At 46.5% G+C, this 19,210-nt stretch carries 18 protein-coding genes; 12 read left to right on the top strand and 6 right to left on the bottom strand.

Annotated elements, in window-relative coordinates:
• Positions 1-35: 35 nt before the first annotated feature.
• Positions 36-653, bottom strand: coding sequence for a hypothetical protein (locus Y79_RS0102350; RefSeq protein WP_016936246.1), 618 nt, complete (start codon positions 651-653; stop codon positions 36-38).
• 309 nt (positions 654-962) lie between these two features.
• Positions 963-1,151 (bottom strand): YlaF family protein, encoded by a 189-nt coding sequence (locus tag Y79_RS0102345; protein ID WP_016936245.1) that lies wholly within the window; start codon positions 1,149-1,151, stop codon positions 963-965.
• Positions 1,152-1,262: 111 nt separating this feature from the next.
• Here Y79_RS0102345 and typA point away from each other — a divergent pair, with 111 nt between their 5' ends.
• Positions 1,263-3,101 (top strand): translational GTPase TypA, encoded by a 1,839-nt coding sequence (gene typA, locus Y79_RS0102340; protein WP_016936244.1) that lies wholly within the window; start codon positions 1,263-1,265, stop codon positions 3,099-3,101.
• Between the two features lie 55 nt (positions 3,102-3,156).
• Positions 3,157-3,477 (top strand): YlaH-like family protein, encoded by a 321-nt coding sequence (locus tag Y79_RS0102335; RefSeq protein WP_015239793.1) that lies wholly within the window; start codon positions 3,157-3,159, stop codon positions 3,475-3,477.
• 41 nt (positions 3,478-3,518) lie between these two features.
• Here Y79_RS0102335 and Y79_RS0102330 read toward each other — a convergent pair whose 3' ends face one another.
• Both Y79_RS0102330 and Y79_RS0102325 read right to left on the bottom strand, forming a co-directional pair.
• Positions 3,519-3,728 carry a YlaI family protein gene (locus Y79_RS0102330; protein WP_016936243.1) on the bottom strand — a complete coding sequence of 70 codons (210 nt, stop codon included), beginning with the start codon at positions 3,726-3,728 and terminating at the stop codon, positions 3,519-3,521.
• 102 nt (positions 3,729-3,830) lie between these two features.
• A complete protein-coding gene (locus Y79_RS0102325; RefSeq protein WP_016936242.1) occupies positions 3,831-4,457 on the bottom strand; it encodes a YhcN/YlaJ family sporulation lipoprotein in 627 nt (208 codons plus the stop codon).
• A gap of 155 nt (positions 4,458-4,612) precedes the next feature.
• Here Y79_RS0102325 and Y79_RS0102320 point away from each other — a divergent pair, with 155 nt between their 5' ends.
• Positions 4,613-5,941 carry a PhoH family protein gene (locus tag Y79_RS0102320; RefSeq protein WP_016936241.1) on the top strand — a complete coding sequence of 443 codons (1,329 nt, stop codon included), beginning with the start codon at positions 4,613-4,615 and terminating at the stop codon, positions 5,939-5,941.
• Here Y79_RS0102320 and Y79_RS0102315 read toward each other — a convergent pair.
• Positions 5,936-6,412, bottom strand: a complete 477-nt coding sequence (locus tag Y79_RS0102315) for a hypothetical protein (protein WP_016936240.1) — start codon at positions 6,410-6,412, stop codon at positions 5,936-5,938. The two genes, Y79_RS0102320 and Y79_RS0102315, sit on opposite strands and share 6 nt — an antisense overlap.
• A 102-nt stretch (positions 6,413-6,514) precedes the next feature.
• Between Y79_RS0102315 and glsA the strand changes: the two genes are divergently transcribed.
• The 4 genes from glsA to pyc all read left to right on the top strand — a co-directional run bounded on the left by glsA (position 6,515) and on the right by pyc (position 12,771).
• Entirely contained in the window at positions 6,515-7,444 is a 930-nt protein-coding gene (gene glsA, locus Y79_RS0102310) for a glutaminase A (protein ID WP_016936239.1), read from the top strand.
• Positions 7,445-7,551: 107 nt separating this feature from the next.
• Positions 7,552-7,833 (top strand): Fpa/YlaN family protein, encoded by a 282-nt coding sequence (locus tag Y79_RS0102305; RefSeq protein WP_016936238.1) that lies wholly within the window; start codon positions 7,552-7,554, stop codon positions 7,831-7,833.
• Between the two features lie 204 nt (positions 7,834-8,037).
• Positions 8,038-9,249: an FtsW/RodA/SpoVE family cell cycle protein gene (locus Y79_RS0102300; protein ID WP_016936237.1), complete on the top strand. Its 1,212-nt coding sequence runs from the start codon at positions 8,038-8,040 to the stop codon at positions 9,247-9,249.
• Between the two features lie 75 nt (positions 9,250-9,324).
• Positions 9,325-12,771 (top strand): pyruvate carboxylase, encoded by a 3,447-nt coding sequence (pyc, locus tag Y79_RS0102295; protein WP_016936236.1) that lies wholly within the window; start codon positions 9,325-9,327, stop codon positions 12,769-12,771.
• Positions 12,772-12,864: 93 nt separating this feature from the next.
• On the opposite strand, the gene ctaA is transcribed toward pyc, so the two are convergent.
• Entirely contained in the window at positions 12,865-13,791 is a 927-nt protein-coding gene (gene ctaA / locus Y79_RS0102290) for a heme A synthase CtaA (RefSeq protein ID WP_016936235.1), read from the bottom strand.
• Between the two features lie 343 nt (positions 13,792-14,134).
• Here ctaA and cyoE point away from each other — a divergent pair, with 343 nt between their 5' ends.
• From cyoE to ctaF, 5 genes are all read left to right on the top strand, one after another.
• A complete protein-coding gene (gene cyoE / locus Y79_RS0102285; RefSeq protein WP_016936234.1) occupies positions 14,135-15,052 on the top strand; it encodes a heme o synthase in 918 nt (305 codons plus the stop codon).
• Between the two features lie 217 nt (positions 15,053-15,269).
• Positions 15,270-16,340, top strand: a complete 1,071-nt coding sequence (gene coxB, locus Y79_RS0102280; RefSeq protein ID WP_016936233.1) for a cytochrome c oxidase subunit II — start codon at positions 15,270-15,272, stop codon at positions 16,338-16,340.
• Between the two features lie 31 nt (positions 16,341-16,371).
• Positions 16,372-18,240 carry a cytochrome c oxidase subunit I gene (gene ctaD, locus Y79_RS0102275; protein WP_016936232.1) on the top strand — a complete coding sequence of 623 codons (1,869 nt, stop codon included), beginning with the start codon at positions 16,372-16,374 and terminating at the stop codon, positions 18,238-18,240.
• Positions 18,240-18,863 carry a cytochrome c oxidase subunit III gene (ctaE, locus tag Y79_RS0102270; protein WP_013352146.1) on the top strand — a complete coding sequence of 208 codons (624 nt, stop codon included), beginning with the start codon at positions 18,240-18,242 and terminating at the stop codon, positions 18,861-18,863. Before ctaD ends, ctaE begins: the two co-directional genes overlap by 1 nt.
• A 2-nt stretch (positions 18,864-18,865) precedes the next feature.
• A complete protein-coding gene (gene ctaF, locus Y79_RS0102265; protein WP_007409686.1) occupies positions 18,866-19,198 on the top strand; it encodes a cytochrome c oxidase subunit IVB in 333 nt (110 codons plus the stop codon).
• The last annotated feature ends 12 nt before the right edge of the window (positions 19,199-19,210 follow it).

The raw sequence follows: 19,210 nt of genomic DNA, 5'->3' as shown, positions 1-19,210 counted from the left end.
AAACGCCCGGCTGAATGACCGGGCGTTTTTTTCGTTTACTCAGCCGGGTGAAAGGCTGTATAAATGCTTTCAAGTAATTCCTGCGGCAGTGAATTAAAGAATTCAGCACACAGCTTCGCTTCTTTTTTACCTGCACCTGCTTTTTCAGCAAGCTCCTGATCAAACGTATACACGCCGTCTTCTTCAACCAGAGCAGATTGAAGAATATGAAGACTCTGGGAGAAAGCGGTGAACAGCTGATCAACGATAAGAGCTTCTTTTTCCGTAAAGCCGAGCTCCACTGCTTTTTCTTTATTAAATGTATATTCGCCGTCCGTTTTCTCGATACATTGGGAAAGGACGGTTAAAAATTCCGTTGAGCTGTCCCACAGCTTTTGAATGGTCTGTGCGGCTTCTTTATCTAATCCCAATTCAACCGCTTTTTCACCGTCAAAATAATAGACGCCGTCTTTTTCGTAAATGGATTGGCTGATGATGTCTAAAAGCTTTGCCGCATCTTCCGGTGTTTTCTCGGCAAAAGCCTGCAAGACAGGCGATTCATTTGCCTGAATTGTTTTTGCACCGGCAGACTCAAGCGGACTGAATGCAAGCAAGGCGGCTGAAGCAGTTGCAGCGGCAGTTACAGCGGTTTTCTTCAAAAAAGATGTTTTCATTTTGTTCTCTCCTTGTCATGTGTATTTGCTTACAGCCACAAGTATAAAAATCCAGTGATGGAATTGAAATAGGAAGTTTGGTATTTTCTTCATAACAATACCGGACTAATTCCGGCTGCCTTTTCTGAGGGACTCTGCTGTTGTCACTAGGATGCATACTGCTGTTTCCGGCTTCTTGACTAGGCGGCGGGGGAGATAAGCCTTACATCCCACCGGTTTTGAGGATGCAAAAAAGCCTGAATGTTTCATTCAGGCTTCATACAATATTGTGCTTTTCATGTTTACGGAATTTTGCAAAGGGTCATGCTTTTAATCAAGCAGTCCCTGTTCGCGCATTTTTTTCTTTACAGTGAAACCGCTTCCCATCATGGCGATAACGAGAACAATGCTTCCGATGACACCCCATGCGCTTTTCTCAGCGATTGATACGCCGATCAGCATCATGCTGAAGACTGCTGCGAATGCAAATAATAATAAGAGCCAATTCAATTTTTTCATATTTCCATCCCCTTTAACGTCATACTTTCAGTTTACAGAAAAACGTGACGCTTTTAAAGAGGATGTGTGGTATAATATGAAAGTTATCTAATTTTTTTAGGAGATGAAAATGTGAAACTTCGAAACGATCTTCGCAATATCGCGATTATTGCCCACGTTGACCATGGGAAAACGACTTTGGTAGACCAATTGCTTCACCAAGCCGGAACCTTCCGTGCCAACGAAAATATTGCCGAACGCGCAATGGATTCAAACGATCTTGAACGTGAACGCGGTATTACAATTCTCGCGAAAAATACTGCGATTAACTATAAAGATACACGCATTAATATTTTGGACACTCCGGGACACGCCGACTTCGGCGGAGAGGTTGAACGGATTATGAAAATGGTTGACGGCGTTCTGTTAGTCGTTGACGCATATGAAGGCTGCATGCCGCAAACCCGTTTCGTTCTGAAGAAAGCCCTTGAGCAGAACTTAAATCCGGTTGTCGTCGTAAACAAAATCGACCGTGATTTCGCCCGCCCGGAAGAAGTTATCGATGAAGTGCTTGATCTGTTCATCGAGCTGGATGCAAACGAAGAACAGCTTGAGTTCCCTGTCGTCTACGCTTCTGCGATTAACGGAACGGCAAGTCTTGATCCGAAAAAGCAGGACGAAAACATGGAATCACTGTATGAAACGATTCTTGAACATGTCCCTGCGCCGGTTGATAACGCCGAAGAGCCTCTTCAATTCCAAGTGGCGCTTCTTGATTACAATGACTATGTCGGCCGTATCGGTATCGGACGCGTTTTCCGCGGCACGATGAAAGTCGGCCAGCAGGTTTCATTGATGAAACTTGACGGAACGGTCAAATCATTCCGTGTAACGAAAATCTTCGGTTTCCAAGGATTGAAACGCGTGGAAATTGAAGAAGCGAGAGCGGGAGACCTCGTTGCCGTTTCCGGTATGGAAGACATCAACGTCGGTGAAACGGTTTGTCCGGCTGACCACCATGAGCCGCTGCCGGTTCTGCGTATTGATGAGCCTACGCTTCAAATGACATTTGTCGTAAACAACAGCCCGTTTGCAGGCCGTGAAGGCAAATATGTCACAGCCCGTAAAATTGAAGAGCGTCTGAACGCACAGCTTCAAACAGACGTCAGTCTTCGTGTCGAACCGACGGCATCGCCTGACGCATGGGTTGTTTCAGGACGCGGTGAGCTTCACCTGTCTATTTTAATTGAAAACATGCGCCGCGAAGGTTATGAGCTTCAAGTGTCTAAACCTGAAGTTATCATTAAGGAAATCGACGGTGTAAGCTGCGAGCCTGTTGAGCGCGTGCAGATTGACGTGCCTGAAGAGCATACCGGTTCTGTTATGGAATCAATGGGTGCGAGAAAAGGCGAAATGCTCGATATGATTAATAACGGAAACGGCCAGGTCCGCCTGATCTTTACCGTACCTTCACGCGGGCTCATCGGCTATTCTACTGAGTTTCTGTCACTGACACGCGGTTTCGGTATCCTGAACCACACGTTTGACAGCTATCAGCCGATGCAAAAAGGCCAAGTCGGAGGCCGCCGTCAGGGTGTGCTCGTTTCCATGGAAAATGGAAAAGCGACATCTTACGGAATTCAAGGTATTGAAGACCGCGGCGTGATCTTCGTTGAGCCGGGCACAGAAGTATATGAAGGCATGATTGTCGGCGAACATAACCGTGACAATGACCTTGTCGTCAATGTCAGCAAAATGAAACAGCAGACAAACGTCCGTTCCGCAACGAAGGATCAAACGACTACGATTAAGAAAGCGCGCATTATGTCGCTTGAAGAATCACTCGAGTACTTGAACGATGATGAATACTGTGAAGTAACACCGGAATCCATCCGTTTAAGAAAGAAAATCCTGAACAAAAACGAACGTGAAAAAGCGGCGAAAAAGAAAAAAACAGCAGGAATGTCTTAATCACTTGCAGAATTTGAAAAGATAGAACCCGAACGGAAAAGGGGAGGGGATCTTTTTGAATGAAGTAAGTGAACGGCTGTCGTTCTTTGCTGCGCTTTACCAAGTGGATGAGCATCCGCTGACGGGAATGTGGCTGTTATACGGAACGATCGTCGTGCTCTCGGTGATTGTATTTAAACTCGGCTTTGCCAAAAGGCTGCCGGTTTTAAAGGCTGCGGCAGTTTATCTCTTTCTCGTACTCGGCTGCACCGTGCTGACTTTTTTCGGTGTGTTTCTGCCGGTCGGAGAAGGGCTTGTTGTCGCCGCCTTGATTTTGATCATTTACAAAATCCGTCTGCACCAGTCCAAAAAAAGCCAGTCAGCTAAACCGCAATAAAAAAATGACCCTGCCTTTCGGCGGGTCATTTTTTTATTGGTTTATTTTTTCACTTTATCTTTTTTCGTTTTTTGCCCTGGATGAAAGGAGAAGTGTCCGGTATTCAGCCGCGCCTCTGTTTTGACTTTGATTCGGTCATGGCATTCCTGGCACATATATGTATGAATCGGACGGTTGCGGAGGCGTTTGGCTGTCAGTGTTTCATCATCAATTTGTTCAATTTTGTCGCAAATGGAACATTTAACTCTCATTGATTTTTCACCTCTTTCACTATGACAAGCATTATATCATGGATGACCCGCCTGCCAAAGGGAAAGAAAGCAGCGCCCTTCCTTTGTAGCGGGCGCTGCTTTTTACCGGCGGTTATTCATGTGATGATCCGATTGATCATTCTGCTCGTTTTGCAGCTTGTTCTGATCTCTTTGATTCAGCTGGTCATCATTCGATTTAGTCGGTGATTCTTTTTCATTGTCGGTCACATCATTCGGAACTTCCGGCATGACACGTCCGACGATTGCGGCGAGTTCGTCCAAAATGCCTGAAACCGGACGTCCGGCCTTAATATCGCTGCCCATGCCTCTCAGGCGGGAGACTGTATCAGGATCAGCGACGACAACGGCATTGGCGCCGTAAGGATCGTTTTTTAATGCTTGGGCAACGGTGTATTTAATGCTTTCCACTTTGCTCCGTTCTAAATTGTCATCCACATCGATTCCGACGACTGAGTATCGCCCGAGTACGACCGCGGTGGCGTCTGTAATGCCTGGGATTTTTTCAGTCACTTCGACTAGATGCTTTGCAATGTCTGTCCGGCCGGGATTCGCAGCTGTTTCAGGAGCTGTATCACTCACATGAATCGGTTTTGCTCCGCCCTGATCGGTTGATTCGTTTTGGATATTGCTGCGTCCGCGGCTATCCTGTACAGCTGTGCAGCCGGTCAGAATAAATAAAGCTTGTATGATAATGAAAAGAATTCGCACGTCAGATTCCCTCCTTAATGCTTTCATTTCTTTTATTGTTGAATTAACCTTCTATCTTTATTCACCAAATCATATATTTTAGCAGGCATCCCCGTTTTTCACGAAAAGAGAAGCACACGCTGGGCTTTGATCCTTATTTTTCAGGAGGCTGAGACTTGAGTAAAATTTATGTGTTAGATACGAATGTACTTTTGCAGGATCCTAACGCCATTTTTTCTTTTGAAGAAAACGAAGTTGTCATCCCCGCCGTCGTGCTGGAAGAGGTCGATTCAAAAAAGCGGTATATGGACGAGGTCGGGAGGAATGCGAGGCACGTATCTAAGCTGATAGACGGGCTCAGGGAGAAAGGAAGGCTGCACGAAAAGGTTCCGCTTGAAAGCGGAGGAACGATCAGAATTGAACTGAACCACCGGTCATTTCATCAGCTTCAGGAAATTTTTATCGAAAAAACAAATGATAACCGCATTTTGGCGGTGGCAAAAAATTTAAGCCTTGAGGAGGAAACGAAAGAAAACGGCCGCCCCGTCATCCTGGTCAGTAAGGATGTGCTGGTCAGGGTAAAGGCGGATGCCATCGGGCTTTTGGCGGAGGACTTTTTAAACGACAGAGTCGTTGACCATGATGAGATATACAGTGGGTACAAGGATATATTTATGAATAAAGAGCGGTTTGACTTGTTTTATAAAAACAAACAAATTTCAGTCAAGGAGCTTCAGCAGCATCAGGTTTATCCGAATCAATTTGTGCTGATGAAAGATGAATTAGGAGGATCTTCTTCTGCGGTCGGCATGACAGATAAGAAAGGGGAGACCGTAAAAAGACTCGTCTTTGATGATGAGCACGTATGGGGCATCAGGCCGAAAAACGTCCAGCAGACAATGGCGCTTGAACTCCTGCTGAGAGAAGATATCCCGCTTGTCACCCTGATCGGAAAAGCGGGAACAGGAAAAACCTTGCTAGCTCTCGCAGCGGGGCTTCTGCAGACTGAGGATCTCGGTATTTATAAAAAACTGATCGTCGCACGTCCCATCGTCCCGGTGGGCAAGGATATCGGATATTTGCCGGGTGAAAAAGAGGAGAAGCTCAAGCCGTGGATGCAGCCGATCTTTGATAATCTTGAATTTTTGTTCAATGCGAAAAAGCCGGGTGAACTTGAAGCGATTTTAGCGGGCATCGGATCAATTCAGGTTGAGGCGCTGACATACATTCGGGGAAGAAGCATTCCGGATCAGTTTATTATTATCGATGAGGCTCAGAATTTGACGAGGCACGAGGTCAAGACGCTTTTGACACGGGTGGGAGAAGGCAGCAAAATTGTCCTGATGGGTGACCCGGAGCAAATAGATCACCCATATTTAGACAGTTTAAATAACGGACTTGCTTATGTCGTAGAGCGGTTTAAAGGACAAACCGTCTCCGGCAGCGTGAAGCTTATGAAAGGCGAAAGATCCGGCCTTGCACAGCTTGCGGCCGATTTGTTATAGAACTTCGATTTCTGTGACGCCTGTTATCGGTTTTTCAAAGTTTCCGTTCACGTAAAAATGGACCGGACCGCCGTCTTGAAGAGGCTTCCCTGACTCACAGAAATGGGCGATTGCGTCCATCGCCTTTTCAAGCGGCACCTCGGTTCTTTCAGATCCTGAAATAAATACGCAAAGGACAGCGCTTTCTTTCGGCTCGGCATTTGCTAAGACAGCACCGAGCTTCATGGCGAAACTGCCGTTCATTAATCTTTCTTTTTCAAAACGTTTTTCGCTTTTTAAAGTCGGCGGCGAAATGCGCCCTTCTCTGATCACCCGTTCCGGATCGAGTGTATGCTCCTTAGTTTCTGCCGAGCCGTCTGAGTGAACGGGCTGATTGTTTTCAAACGGAAACTTGCGGTCATCGAAAATCCAGACACTCGGATCAATTGTAATCGGGTATGTAACATTGCCTTTAACTTGAATAACGCTCATGGTGAAGCCCCCCTTTACTTAAAGTATAAAAGTTTTCGCATGAATTGTCACTTTGCGTCGCAAATTAGACGTAACCAACGGCAGCAAAGTGAGGGGATCGAAATGGTATGCCGGCATTACCAGGAGCTGGACGCACTCGTTCAAGAAGCGAAAAAAAAGACCGGAGAAGGCAAAGTGGCAGACTATATTCCGGCTTTGGCAGAATCGGGTCAAGACAGCCTTTCAGTCACGATTTATCATGCGGAAAATACATGTCTGACGGCAGGAGACGCTGACCGGACATTTACGCTGCAGAGCATTTCGAAGGTGCTTTCTCTGGCACTCGTCCTGATGGATTACGGAAAGGAAAAGATATTCAGCTGCGTAGGGCAGGAGCCGACCGGCGACCCGTTTAATTCCATTGTGAAGCTTGAGACGGTGAACCCGGGCAAGCCTTTAAATCCGATGATTAATGCGGGCGCTCTCGTCGTTACAAGTTTTATTAAAGGGCATACGCCGAAAGACCGTCTGGATTATCTGCTCGGATTTATCAGAAGGCTTGCGAATAATCAGGAAATTACATATTGCAGACATGTCGCAGCATCAGAATTCGGTTCCTCCATGATCAATCGGGCAATGTGTTATTACATGAAGCAGTATGACATTTTTAAAGGCGATGTTGAAGAGGTCATGGATTTGTATACAAAGCAGTGCGCGATTAAGATGAGCAGTCTGGATTTAGCCAAAATCGGCTGCGTATTCGCACTTGACGGCAAGCATCCGGAGACCGGGGAACAGGTCATAAAAAAAGATGTGGCGAGAATCTGCAAGACGTTTATGGTGACATGCGGCATGTACAATGCGAGCGGGGAATTCGCGATCAAGGTCGGCATTCCCGCCAAAAGCGGGGTTTCGGGAGGAATCATGGGCATTTCGCCATACAATTTCGGAATCGGTATATTCGGCCCGGCGCTTGATGAAAAAGGCAACAGCATCGCGGGTGTGAAGCTTCTGGAAATCATGTCTGAGAAATACAGGCTGAGTATTTTTTGAAACACTTTTTATCATGACATCTGCTTAAATCCTCTTGCAATTTCACCTGATACCCTTTATGATAAATAGAAGAATTAGGTACTCGCCTGGGGAACGGAGGGATACTTTTGGCTTCAGAGATTATAGTTGACCATCAGCAGAAAGCATTCGAACTGTTGAAGTCAGATGCTGAGAAGATTTTGAAGCTGATCCGAGTACAAATGGATAACTTAACGATGCCTCAATGTCCTCTGTACGAAGAGGTCTTGGATACTCAGATGTTCGGACTGTCGAGGGAAATCGATTTTGCTGTCCGCCTGGGATTAGTTGATGAAAACGACGGAAAAGAGCTGCTGGACAGACTTGAAAGAGAACTGTCTGCACTGCATGACGCGTTTACAGGAAAATAAATGATCAAACTCAAACTATTCAACGGTTTGGGTTTTTTTATAACCGTAAACCGTTTTTTTGCATCTTCTTTTCGTGAGACGGTCTATTAATCTGCATTTCATCCGAAAAACTATAAAGAAACTGCGTAAATTGTTTATGAATTATAGTAAAATATAATACGCAATAGGTATTAAACGTAAGCTTTAAGCAGGAAAGAGGATGTTATGTTTAAAAGAATGTTAAAATCTTACGATTATTCATTGATAAGCGCTATTATTCTGCTGTGCAGTTTCGGATTGGTAATGGTATACAGTTCAAGTATGATTACCGCCGTTATGCGTTACGGCGTGAGCAGCGACTATTTTTTTAAACGGCAGCTGTTCGCCGTCATTGCAGGGCTCGTGCTGTTTATCATCGCGGCCGTTTTCCCGTACAAAGTGCTCGCCCATCAGAAGGTCCAGAAAATATTACTGCTTGCGTCAGTGGCTGCGCTTTGCGCGCTGTTTGTTTTCGGACATGTTGCCGGAAACGCGCAAAGCTGGTTTAAAATCGGCGGAATGGCCATTCAGCCGGGGGAATTTGTCAAGCTGACCCTGATTCTGTATCTTGCCGCGGTGTACGCGAAAAAACAAAGCTATATCGATCAGCTTTTGACAGGAGTTGCTCCGCCGGTGATCGTCACCGTAGTCATTTGTGCGCTTATCGCCATTCAGCCTGACTTCGGAACGGCGATGATTATCGGTCTGATCGCGTTTTGCGTCATTATGTGTTCGGGATTCAGCGGAAAGACGCTGCTCAGGCTGGTGATCATGGCGGGAATCGTATTACTTCTTGTCAGCCCGATCATTTATTTGAAATGGGACGATATTTTAACGCCTGGGCGCATGAGCCGGTTTGAAAGCCTTGAAAACCCGTTTAAATATGCCGGCACATCAGGCCTGCAGATTATAAATTCGTATTATGCGATCGGCTCAGGCGGTTTTTTCGGCCTCGGTCTCGGAGAAAGCATTCAAAAATACGGATATCTGCCGGAATCGCATACAGACTTTATCATGGCGGTTATTTCAGAGGAGCTCGGCATTTTCGGCGTCCTGTTCGTCATTGTGCTGCTTGCTTTTGTTGTGTTAAAAGGTTTTTATATTGCGAGAAAATGTGAAGATCCGTTCGGCAGTCTCCTGGCAATCGGGATATCCAGTATGATTGCGATTCAGACCTTCATCAATCTCGGCGGTGTCAGCGGTTTAATTCCCATTACGGGTGTTCCGCTGCCGTTTATCAGCTACGGAGGCTCATCCATGTTTTTATTATTGACGAGCGCCGGTATATTGGTGAACGTCAGTATGCATGTCAAGTACTCAGAAAAGAAGAAAAAGAGGGAACCCGTTCCGTCTAAGGGGGTAAAAAGACGGCAGACGGAAAAATCTGTGTATCTGTAAAAAACAAATGTATACACAGGACGGATATTCCTTTATTATAAACTACATATTTACTAGGCCAAGGGGGAGAGAAATTTGTCACAACAATCCATCCAAAAAGTGTTAGTAGCAAACAGGGGAGAAATTGCGATCCGGATTTTCCGGGCGTGCACAGAATTGAACATCAGAACGGTAGCCGTTTATTCAAAAGAAGATTCGGGTTCCTACCACCGCTATAAAGCGGATGAAGCCTATCTTGTCGGAGAAGGCAAAAAACCGATAGACGCGTATCTTGATATTGAAGGGATTATTGAGATTGCGAAAAGAAACGGCGTTGACGCCATCCATCCGGGTTACGGATTTCTGTCTGAAAATATCCAATTTGCGAGACGCTGTGAAGAAGAGGGCATCGTATTTATCGGACCGACGTCAGCGCATTTGGATATGTTCGGAGATAAGGTCAAGGCCAGAGAGCAGGCTGAAAAAGCCGGCATCCCCGTTATCCCGGGGAGTGACGGGTCTGCTGAAACATTAAAAGATGTCGAACAATTCGCAAAAGTTCACGGGTATCCGTTTATTATTAAAGCGTCGCTCGGAGGCGGCGGCCGGGGGATGAGAATCGTCAGAAGCGAGGGCGAATTGAAAGATTCGTTTGAGCGGGCTAAATCAGAAGCGAAAGCCGCATTCGGAAACGACGAAGTGTATGTTGAAAAACTGATCGAAAATCCTAAGCATATTGAAGTTCAGGTGATCGGAGATAAAGAAGGCAATGTCGTCCATCTGTATGAGCGGGACTGTTCCGTTCAGAGACGCCATCAAAAGGTCATTGAGGTGGCGCCGAGTGTATCCTTACAGCCTGAATTAAGGGACGAGATCTGTGAAGCGGCTGTCGCCCTTGCGAAAAATGTCGGCTATATCAACGCGGGAACCGTGGAATTTCTCGTAGCGGATGGTGAGTTTTACTTTATTGAAGTGAATCCCCGCGTACAAGTGGAGCATACGATTACGGAAATGATTACGGGGGTTGATATCGTACAGACGCAGATTCTCGTTGCGCAGGGCCACGGACTCCACAGCCGTGCCGTCAATATTCCTCAGCAAAAAGACATTTTTACAATCGGGTATGCGATACAATCACGTGTGACCACTGAAGATCCGCTGAATGACTTTATGCCTGACACGGGTAAAATTATGGCTTACCGCTCAGGCGGCGGCTTCGGCGTCCGTCTTGATACAGGGAACAGCTTCCAGGGCGCGGTTATCACGCCTTATTACGATTCACTGCTCGTCAAACTGTCGACATGGGCGCTGACGTTTGAGCAGGCATCGGCAAAAATGGTCCGCAACCTGCAGGAATTCAGAATCAGGGGCATTAAGACCAATATCCCGTTTCTTGAAAACGTGGCAAAGCATGAAAAATTCCTGACCGGGCAATATGATACATCGTTTATCGACACAACGCCCGAACTGTTTGTTTTTCCTAAACAGAAGGACCGCGGAACAAAAATGCTTTCTTACATCGGCAATGTAACGGTAAACGGTTTTCCGGGAATCGGGAAAAAAGAAAAACCTGCGTTTGATAAGCCTCAGGCTATTACGTTAGGTATCGGAGAAAAGCCGGTAAACGGCACGAAACAGATTCTCGATGAAAGAGGCGCTGAAGGGCTTGCTGACTGGGTGAAAGAGCAAAAGTCCGTACTCCTGACTGATACAACGTTCAGGGATGCCCACCAGTCTCTGCTTGCGACCAGAATCAGAACAAATGATTTGAAAAAAATCGCGAACCCCACGGCTGTCCTGTGGCCTGAACTGTTCAGCCTTGAAATGTGGGGAGGCGCGACATTTGATGTAGCGTACCGTTTCTTAAAAGAAGATCCTTGGAAACGCCTTGAAGATCTCCGCAAGGAAGTGCCGAACACATTGTTCCAGATGCTGCTTCGTTCATCAAATGCCGTCGGTTATACCAACTATCCGGACAATGTCATCCAAAAATTTGTCCGGCAGTCAGCAGAGTCAGGTATTGATGTATTCCGGATCTTTGACAGCCTGAACTGGGTGAAAGGGATGACGCTGGCCATCGATGCCGTCCGTGAAACCGGAAAAGTGGCAGAGGCTGCGATTTGTTATACGGGAGATATTCTTGATAAGAGCCGGACGAAGTATGATTTGAAATATTATCTTTCCATGGCGAAAGAACTTGAGGCATCTGGTGCGCACATTCTCGGCATTAAAGACATGGCAGGTCTTTTGAAACCGCAGGCCGCATATGAACTTGTCTCCGCGCTGAAGGAAACGATTGATATTCCCGTTCATCTTCACACGCATGACACGAGCGGCAACGGCGTCTTTCTCTATGCCAAAGCTGTTGAAGCGGGTGTGGATATCGTGGATGTCGCCGTCAGCTCAATGGCGGGGCTGACTTCACAGCCGAGCGCAAGCGGATTTTACCATGCGCTTGAAGGGAACAGCCGCCGTCCTGAAATGGATGTCCGGCAGGTTGAAAGACTGTCACAATACTGGGAATCTGTCCGTCAATATTACAGTGAATTTGAAAGCGGGATGAAGTCTCCGCACACTGAGATTTATAATCACGAGATGCCGGGCGGGCAGTACAGCAATTTGCAGCAGCAGGCAAAAGGCGTCGGCCTGGGTGACCGCTGGAATGAGGTGAAAGAGATGTACAGCGTCGTCAACCGCATGTTCGGCGACGTCGTTAAAGTAACACCTTCTTCCAAAGTCGTCGGAGATATGGCGCTTTACATGGTGCAAAACAATTTAACAGAACAAGATGTTTATGATAAAGGCGAAACGCTTGATTTTCCGGATTCTGTCGTTGAGCTTTTTAAAGGGCAGATCGGCCAGCCGCACGGCGGATTTCCGGAAAAACTGCAAAAGCTCGTGCTGAAAGGGCAGACGCCGATTACGGTAAGACCCGGTGAGCTGCTCGAACCGGTATCTTTCGAAGGCATTAAAGAAGAATGGAAAGAAACGCATCAGATGGAATTGAGTGACCAGGACGCAATCGCGTATGCGCTTTATCCGAAGGTTTTCACTGAATATGTACAAACGGCTGAACGCTTCGGTGATATTTCCGTATTGGACACACCGACTTTCTTCTACGGCATGACGCTCGGTGAAGAAATCGAAGTGGAAATCGAGCGCGGAAAAACGCTGATCGTGAAACTTGTATCTATCGGTGAACCGCAGCCGGACGCGACACGGGTCGTTTATTTCGAATTGAACGGCCAGCCGCGTGAGGTAGTCATTAAAGATGAAAGCATTAAATCGTCCGTACAGGAAAAATTAAAAGCCGATCGGACAAACCCAAGCCACATTGCAGCATCAATGCCGGGAACAGTTATTAAATTGTTAACTGAAACCGGCGCGAAGGTGAACAAGGGCGATCATCTGATGATTAATGAAGCGATGAAAATGGAGACGACGGTGCAGGCGCCGTTCTCCGGGACGATTCAGCAGATCCATGTGAAAAACGGAGAACCGATTCAGACAGGCGATTTACTGATCGAGATTGAAAAAGCGTAAAAGAATGAACATTAAAAAACCTGATCCATGTTTGATCAGGTTTTTTGTATGTAAAAAGACCGAAGCTCTGATGCTTCGGCCTTTTCATGTGCCTCAAATGTTCCGCTGTTTTGATTCATAACGGAAGCGGGCGATTAATAATAAGAAATAGCATAGAACACCGAACAGCCCGGCAATAAAGAGTGAATGGGCAAGTGCAAAACCGGTGGCCATTTCTGAATAAACAACCATGATTCCGGAGAGCGCCTGTAATAAAACAAAGACAAGAGCCGCCGTCCAGCCACCAAGAATCTGTTTTTGGTCTTTGTAGGAGCGCACCGCATGCACGAAAGCGATAAGGACCCATATGAACAGAAGCAGCGCTGCCGTTCTGTGGCCCATCTGCACCCACTCCTGAAATTGGGACGGAAGCCCGTGGTGCAGTCTGCTGCAAAGCGGAACATCAGGACAGGCAAGGCTTGATTGCGTATGGCGTACATAAGCCCCCGTATAAACGACGATATACGTGTAAATCGAAAGGCCGATCATATGAAACTGCATTTTCCTGCCGATTCTGAGCGGCTTGACGAGCTTTTTGTCTGATTTATCCGCTTCAAATATGAGCAGCGTCAAAATCAGAACAGAAGCGAAAGAAATCAGCGATATGCCGAAATGAAGCGCCATAACAAGCGCATTTGATCCGAAAACAACCGCTAATGCGCCGAGAAGCGCTTGTAAAAATAAAAAGATAATGGACATAATGGCGAGAAAGGTTGTTTCACGGAAAACAGGCGTGACTTTTCTCCATGCCCAAAACGCGAGGCTCAGCACGAGAACGATTGAGACACCGCTTGCGAGTCTGTGGCTCCATTCAATGATAGAAGCGGCATTAAGCTCCGGGAAAAAGCGGCCGTGGCAAAGCGGCCACTGTCTTCCGCATCCTAGACCCGACCCTGTCTTTGTGACAAGAGCGCCGCCGATCAGCACGACGAGCATGACGAATGTCGTCAGCACACCGAGTGCTTTTAAAGCTTTATTCATTTTACATTCACCTTCTTAACAAACTGGACAAAATGATATACGTACCAAGTGTAAGCGAATATGTGTTTTGTGGCAATTCTCAATTCTGTTTGTTCACAAAAATATAATAGAATCAGGACTTCTTAGATAATGGGGTTGATTATTCCAGATGGGTCTGATAGAAATAAAGTAACCGCTTTATTATGCAATCGGCGGATGTGGTAAAATTCATAAAACGTTCACAAATAAATTCCTGTTTCTCGTTTAATATTTAAGAGGATGTTTTTTTACAGGTCATTATCTTGTATGATAGAGTTGCAGGTCTTAAAAAACCTGCTTTAGGTTTGTAAGGGAGGTTTACGTTATGGCTAATTCCAGAATTTTAAACGATACAGCTATAGACGGACAGATTGAAGAGACGACGGCATGGAAGGATTTCCTTTCGCTTATTAAAATAGGAATCGTCAATTCGAATTTAATTACGACTTTTACCGGCATGTGGCTTGCGTTACATATATCCGGTCTGAGTTTTTTAGGCAATTTAAACACCGTGCTTCTTACATTAATAGGATCTTCACTGATCATCGCCGGTTCTTGTGCGGTTAATAACTATTATGACCGTGATATTGATCATTTAATGGAACGCACGAAAGTAAGACCGACGGTTACCGGAAAGATTCAGCCGAATCAAGCGCTGTGGTCAGGAATTTTACTCATTGCTTTAGGACTTATCATGCTTTTAATGACCACCGTAATGGCGGCAGTCATCGGTTTTATCGGGGTGTTTACGTACGTTGTTCTTTATACAATGTGGACGAAACGCCGCTATACGATTAATACGGTTGTCGGAAGTGTATCGGGCGCTGTTCCGCCGTTAATCGGCTGGACAGCGGTTGAAGGGCACATCGGTGTTGTCGCATGGGTATTATTCATGATTTTATTCATCTGGCAGATTCCGCACTTTTTAGCGCTTGCGATTAAGAAGACGGAAGATTACAGAGCAGCGAACATTCCGATGCTTCCGGTAGTGCACGGCTTTGAGGTGACGAAAAGACAGATTATCGTCTGGGTCGCATGCCTGCTGCCGCTTCCGTTTTTCCTCGGCAGTCTCGGTCTTCCGATCGTCATTCTCGGCACTCTGCTGAATATAGGATGGCTTGTTCTCGGATTGATGGGTTTCCGTATGAAAAACATTATGAAGTGGGCAACTCTTATGTTTGTCTATTCGCTTAATTACATGACCATTTATTTCGTAGCAATGGTGGTCTTCACGCTGTTTTAATTGAATAATGAGCTTGTTTGATCGCCAAAACAAACAATGACAACTAGTAAACGCCGCCTTGACCTTTTGTTTAATCAGGCGGCTTTGCTTTTATACATAGATGGAATTTTAAGTAAAAAATCTCATATTTTAAGAAATGAGGAAATGAAGTATTTCAGCTGGAAGCAGATTTACTGCTCGTGCATTTTGTACTGATTCAAAAAAGGGGTTGGGTGAAATGTTAAAGCGTTGGCGTCTTTTATCATTATTAGCCTTAGTGCCGCTTTTATTGAGCGGCTGTGGAAAACCGTTTCTGTCCACACTCAAGCCTGCCGGCGAAGTGGCTGATAAACAGTATGATCTGACGGTGCTCAGCACACTTATCATGGTTGTCGTCGTTGCGGTCGTAGCAGTTATTTTCTTTTACGTCATTGTGAGATTCAGACGGTCGCGTGTAGGGGAAGACACGATACCGAAACAGGTGGAGGGGAACCGTTTTTTAGAAATCACCTGGACCGTTATTCCGATCCTGCTTCTGATTATTCTTGTCATCCCGGTTGTCATCCAGACACTGGCGCTGGCGGATACGTCGCCGATGGATAAGAAAAACCGTAAAGCAGAGGATGCGCTCGTGATTAATGTAAGGGCGAATTTATACTGGTGGGAATTCGAGTATCCTGATTACGGGTTTGTGACCAGTCAGGAGCTGATCGTTCCCACAGATGAACGCGTTTATTTCAAGCTGAAGTCCTCAGATGTGAAACACTCTTTCTGGATTCCGTCAGCCGGGGGAAAAATCGATACGAATACGGATAACGACAATACTTTCTTTCTGACCTTCGATTCTAAACGCAGCAAAGAAGCGGGCAAATATTTCTTCGGGAAATGCGCGGAGCTGTGCGGACCTTCACATGCGCTGATGGATTTCAAAGTGAAACCGCTGCCGTCAAAAGAATTTAAACAATGGACGAAAGCGATGAAAAATTATAAGCATACAACAGATTCCGATTTAGCCGCGCAAGGAGAAGAGCTGTTTAAGGAAAAAAACTGCCTGAGCTGTCATGCGGTTGAGCCTAATGATAAGCGGGCTGAAGCAGCAAGAACGGCTCCGAACCTGGCTACCTTCGGCGAACGTGTCAAAGTGGCCGGCATCAAGGATGCGAATAAAGAGAACATAAAAGCTTGGCTGAAAGATCCGGACAGCATTAAACCGGGCAATAAGATGACAGGCACTTATCCGAAGCTTTCGGACTCTGAAACGGATGCGCTGTATGAATATTTAAAAGGGCTGAAAGCGGAGAACAAGTGAGGACAGGGAGATATCAGGGGGGAGGTCGCAAATGATGAATACGCTTACAGGGCAGCAAAGAAAAGGCTCTATGCTTTGGGACTATTTGACGACGGTTGACCATAAGAAAATCGCGATTTTATATATGATCGCCGGGGGATTTTTCTTCGTCGTCGGCGGACTTGAGGCCATGCTTATCAGGATTCAGCTCTTGAGACCGGGAAACGATTTTGTGAATGCGCAGCAGTTTAATGAAATTATGACGATGCACGGCACGACAATGATCTTCCTGGCGGCAATGCCGCTGTTATTCGGGCTGATGAACGCGGTTGTGCCGCTTCAGATCGGGGCGCGTGACGTATCATTTCCGTTTCTGAATGCGCTTGGGTTCTGGCTGTTTTTCTTCGGGGGAATCTTCTTGAATCTGAGCTGGTTTTTAGGAGGCGCTCCAGATGCAGGCTGGACGGCGTATGCGTCGCTTGCGCTGAATTCGAAAGGGCACGGCGTTGACTTTTTCGTGCTCGGCCTGCAGATATCAGGCTTAGGGACGCTGATTGCGGGGATCAACTTTCTGGCAACCATTATTAATATGAGGGCGCCAGGTTTGACGTATATGAGACTGCCGCTGTTTACGTGGACGACATTTGTGGCGTCGGCACTCATTTTATTCGCATTTCCTCCGCTCACCGTCGGTTTAGCGCTGATGATGCTGGATCGTCTGTTCGGGACGAATTTCTTTAACCCTGAATTGGGCGGAAATACGATTATCTGGGAGCACTTGTTTTGGATTTTCGGGCATCCGGAAGTATACATTTTAATTCTTCCCGCTTTCGGGATTTTTTCAGAAATCATTCCTGTGTTTGCGAGAAAGCGTCTGTTTGGTTATTCCTCTATGGTTTTTGCGATCGTGCTGATCGGCTTTCTCGGATTCATGGTATGGGTTCACCACATGTTTACGACTGGACTCGGACCGATTGCCAATGCAATATTTGCGGTTGCAACGATGGCGATTGCGGTGCCTACGGGCATTAAGATTTTCAACTGGCTTTTGACGATTTGGGGAGGAAACGTTAAATTCACGACGCCTATGCTGTATGCCGTCGCCTTTATTCCGTCTTTCGTGCTCGGAGGTGTGACGGGTGTCATGCTGGCGGCCGCAGCGGCAGATTATCAGTTCCATGATACGTATTTTGTCGTAGCGCATTTCCACTACGTCATCATCGGCGGCGTTGTGTTCGGCATCCTGGCGGGCGTGCATTTCTGGTGGCCTAAAATGTTCGGGAAGGTGCTTCATGAAACGATGGGGAAAATTTCCTTTGTTCTATTTTTTATCGGGTTTCATCTTACCTTCTTCATTCAGCATTTCCTCGGCTTAATGGGAATGCCGCGGCGCGTTTACACATATCTGCCCGGCCAGGGGCTTGATACCGGCAACCTGATCAGTTCAATCGGCGCGTTTTTCATGGCGGGCGCGGCTGTATTGCTCGTCGTCAATATTATTTATACTTCTGTAAAAGGGAAATACGTCGGGAATGACCCGTGGCTGGACGGTCGTACGCTCGAATGGGCGGTCTCTTCGCCGCCGCCTGAATATAATTTTAAACAGCTTCCGTTTGTGCGGGGACTTGATCCGCTGTGGATTGAAAAGCAGGCCGGAAATGAAGGGATGTCGCCTGCAGAGCCTGTAGAGGACATTCATATGCCGAACGGCTCCATCATGCCGTTTATCATGTCCTTCGGGCTGTTTGTCGCAGCGTTCGGGTTTTTATACCACTCTGACTATTCATGGGGGCTTCCGGTTATCTTTATAGGCCTCGGCATCACATTCTTTACCATGCTGCTTCGGTCCTTGGTCGATGATTACGGCTATCATATTCACAAAGAAGATCTGCCGAATGATGATAAAGGGGTGAAGGCGTAATGCAGCTACAGGAAAAAATGACGGCTGAAACCTTTCCGGCTTCTCCTGAAAAAGCAACGCTAGAAGGGAAAAATAAGTTTTTAGGATTTTGGCTGTTTCTCGGCGGGGAAACGGTTCTGTTCGCCTCGCTTTTTGCGACATTCCTCGCTTTGCGGGAATCTAAAGCGGGCGGGCCGTCAACGGCTGACATGTTCGAGCTGCCGATCGTGTTTATCGCCACGATGCTTCTGTTAACGAGCAGCTTAACGAGTGTGTATGCAATGTATCATATGAAAAATTTCTCCTTTAAAAAAATGCAGGTGTGGCTTTTGATTACCGTTTTATTGGGAGCCGGATTTTTAGGGGTGGAAATTTATGAATTTAAGCATTACACTCATGAGTTCGGCTTTACCATTACTAGCTCTGCGCTCGGCTCGGCGTTTTACACGCTGGTCGGCACACACGGAGCACACGTGGCGTTCGGGTTATTATGGATCAGCGCACTGATGATCCGGAATGCTAAAAGAGGGCTCAGCCTTTATAATGCGCCGAAATATTATGTGGCCAGTCTATATTGGCATTTCATTGATGTCGTGTGGGTCTTTATCTTTACCGTTGTATATTTGATGGGGATGGTGGGATAACGATGGACGATAACAAAAACAGAGGGACTGTCAGTACGGATCTCGAATATCGGAAAAAGAAAAATGCCGAGGAGATGAAATATCAGGTCATCTCCTTCGGTTTGATGATCGGCCTTACGCTTGTCGCGTTTTTGACGGTGGCTGCAGACGGCATTGCCGGATGGTTTACGATGCCGTTTCTTATCCTGCTTGCGGTCATCCAGGTCATCTTTCAGCTGTTTTACTTTATGCATATGAGCCAGAAAGGGCATGAAGCGCCGTCACTATTTCTGTATTCGGGAATATTTGTCGCGTTTATCACCGTGCTTGCATTTGTCACGATTATTTGGTGGTAATCGGGGCGGCGG

This window comes from Bacillus siamensis KCTC 13613 (genome assembly GCF_000262045.1).
Taxonomy (GTDB): domain Bacteria; phylum Bacillota; class Bacilli; order Bacillales; family Bacillaceae; genus Bacillus; species Bacillus siamensis.
The sequence above is the reverse complement of the archived record's forward strand: the minus strand, read 5'-3'. Positions and strand labels throughout refer to the sequence as shown.

Bases quoted from the DNA above. Each gene is read 5' to 3' on its own strand.
- coxB (WP_016936233.1), top strand. From the start codon at position 15,270: ATGTTAAAGCGTTGGCGTCTTTTATCATTATTAGCCTTAGTGCCGCTT.
- ctaA (WP_016936235.1), bottom strand. From the start codon at position 13,791: ATGAATAAAGCTTTAAAAGCACTCGGTGTGCTGACGACATTCGTCATG.
- Y79_RS0102300 (WP_016936237.1), top strand. From the start codon at position 8,038: ATGTTTAAAAGAATGTTAAAATCTTACGATTATTCATTGATAAGCGCT.
- ctaE (WP_013352146.1), top strand. From the start codon at position 18,240: ATGCAGCTACAGGAAAAAATGACGGCTGAAACCTTTCCGGCTTCTCCT.
- Y79_RS0102330 (WP_016936243.1), bottom strand. From the start codon at position 3,728: ATGAGAGTTAAATGTTCCATTTGCGACAAAATTGAACAAATTGATGAT.
- Y79_RS0102345 (WP_016936245.1), bottom strand. From the start codon at position 1,151: ATGAAAAAATTGAATTGGCTCTTATTATTATTTGCATTCGCAGCAGTC.
- Y79_RS0102315 (WP_016936240.1), bottom strand. From the start codon at position 6,412: ATGAGCGTTATTCAAGTTAAAGGCAATGTTACATACCCGATTACAATT.
- ctaF (WP_007409686.1), top strand. From the start codon at position 18,866: ATGGACGATAACAAAAACAGAGGGACTGTCAGTACGGATCTCGAATAT.
- ctaD (WP_016936232.1), top strand. From the start codon at position 16,372: ATGATGAATACGCTTACAGGGCAGCAAAGAAAAGGCTCTATGCTTTGG.
- glsA (WP_016936239.1), top strand. From the start codon at position 6,515: ATGGTATGCCGGCATTACCAGGAGCTGGACGCACTCGTTCAAGAAGCG.
- cyoE (WP_016936234.1), top strand. From the start codon at position 14,135: ATGGCTAATTCCAGAATTTTAAACGATACAGCTATAGACGGACAGATT.
- Y79_RS0102350 (WP_016936246.1), bottom strand. From the start codon at position 653: ATGAAAACATCTTTTTTGAAGAAAACCGCTGTAACTGCCGCTGCAACT.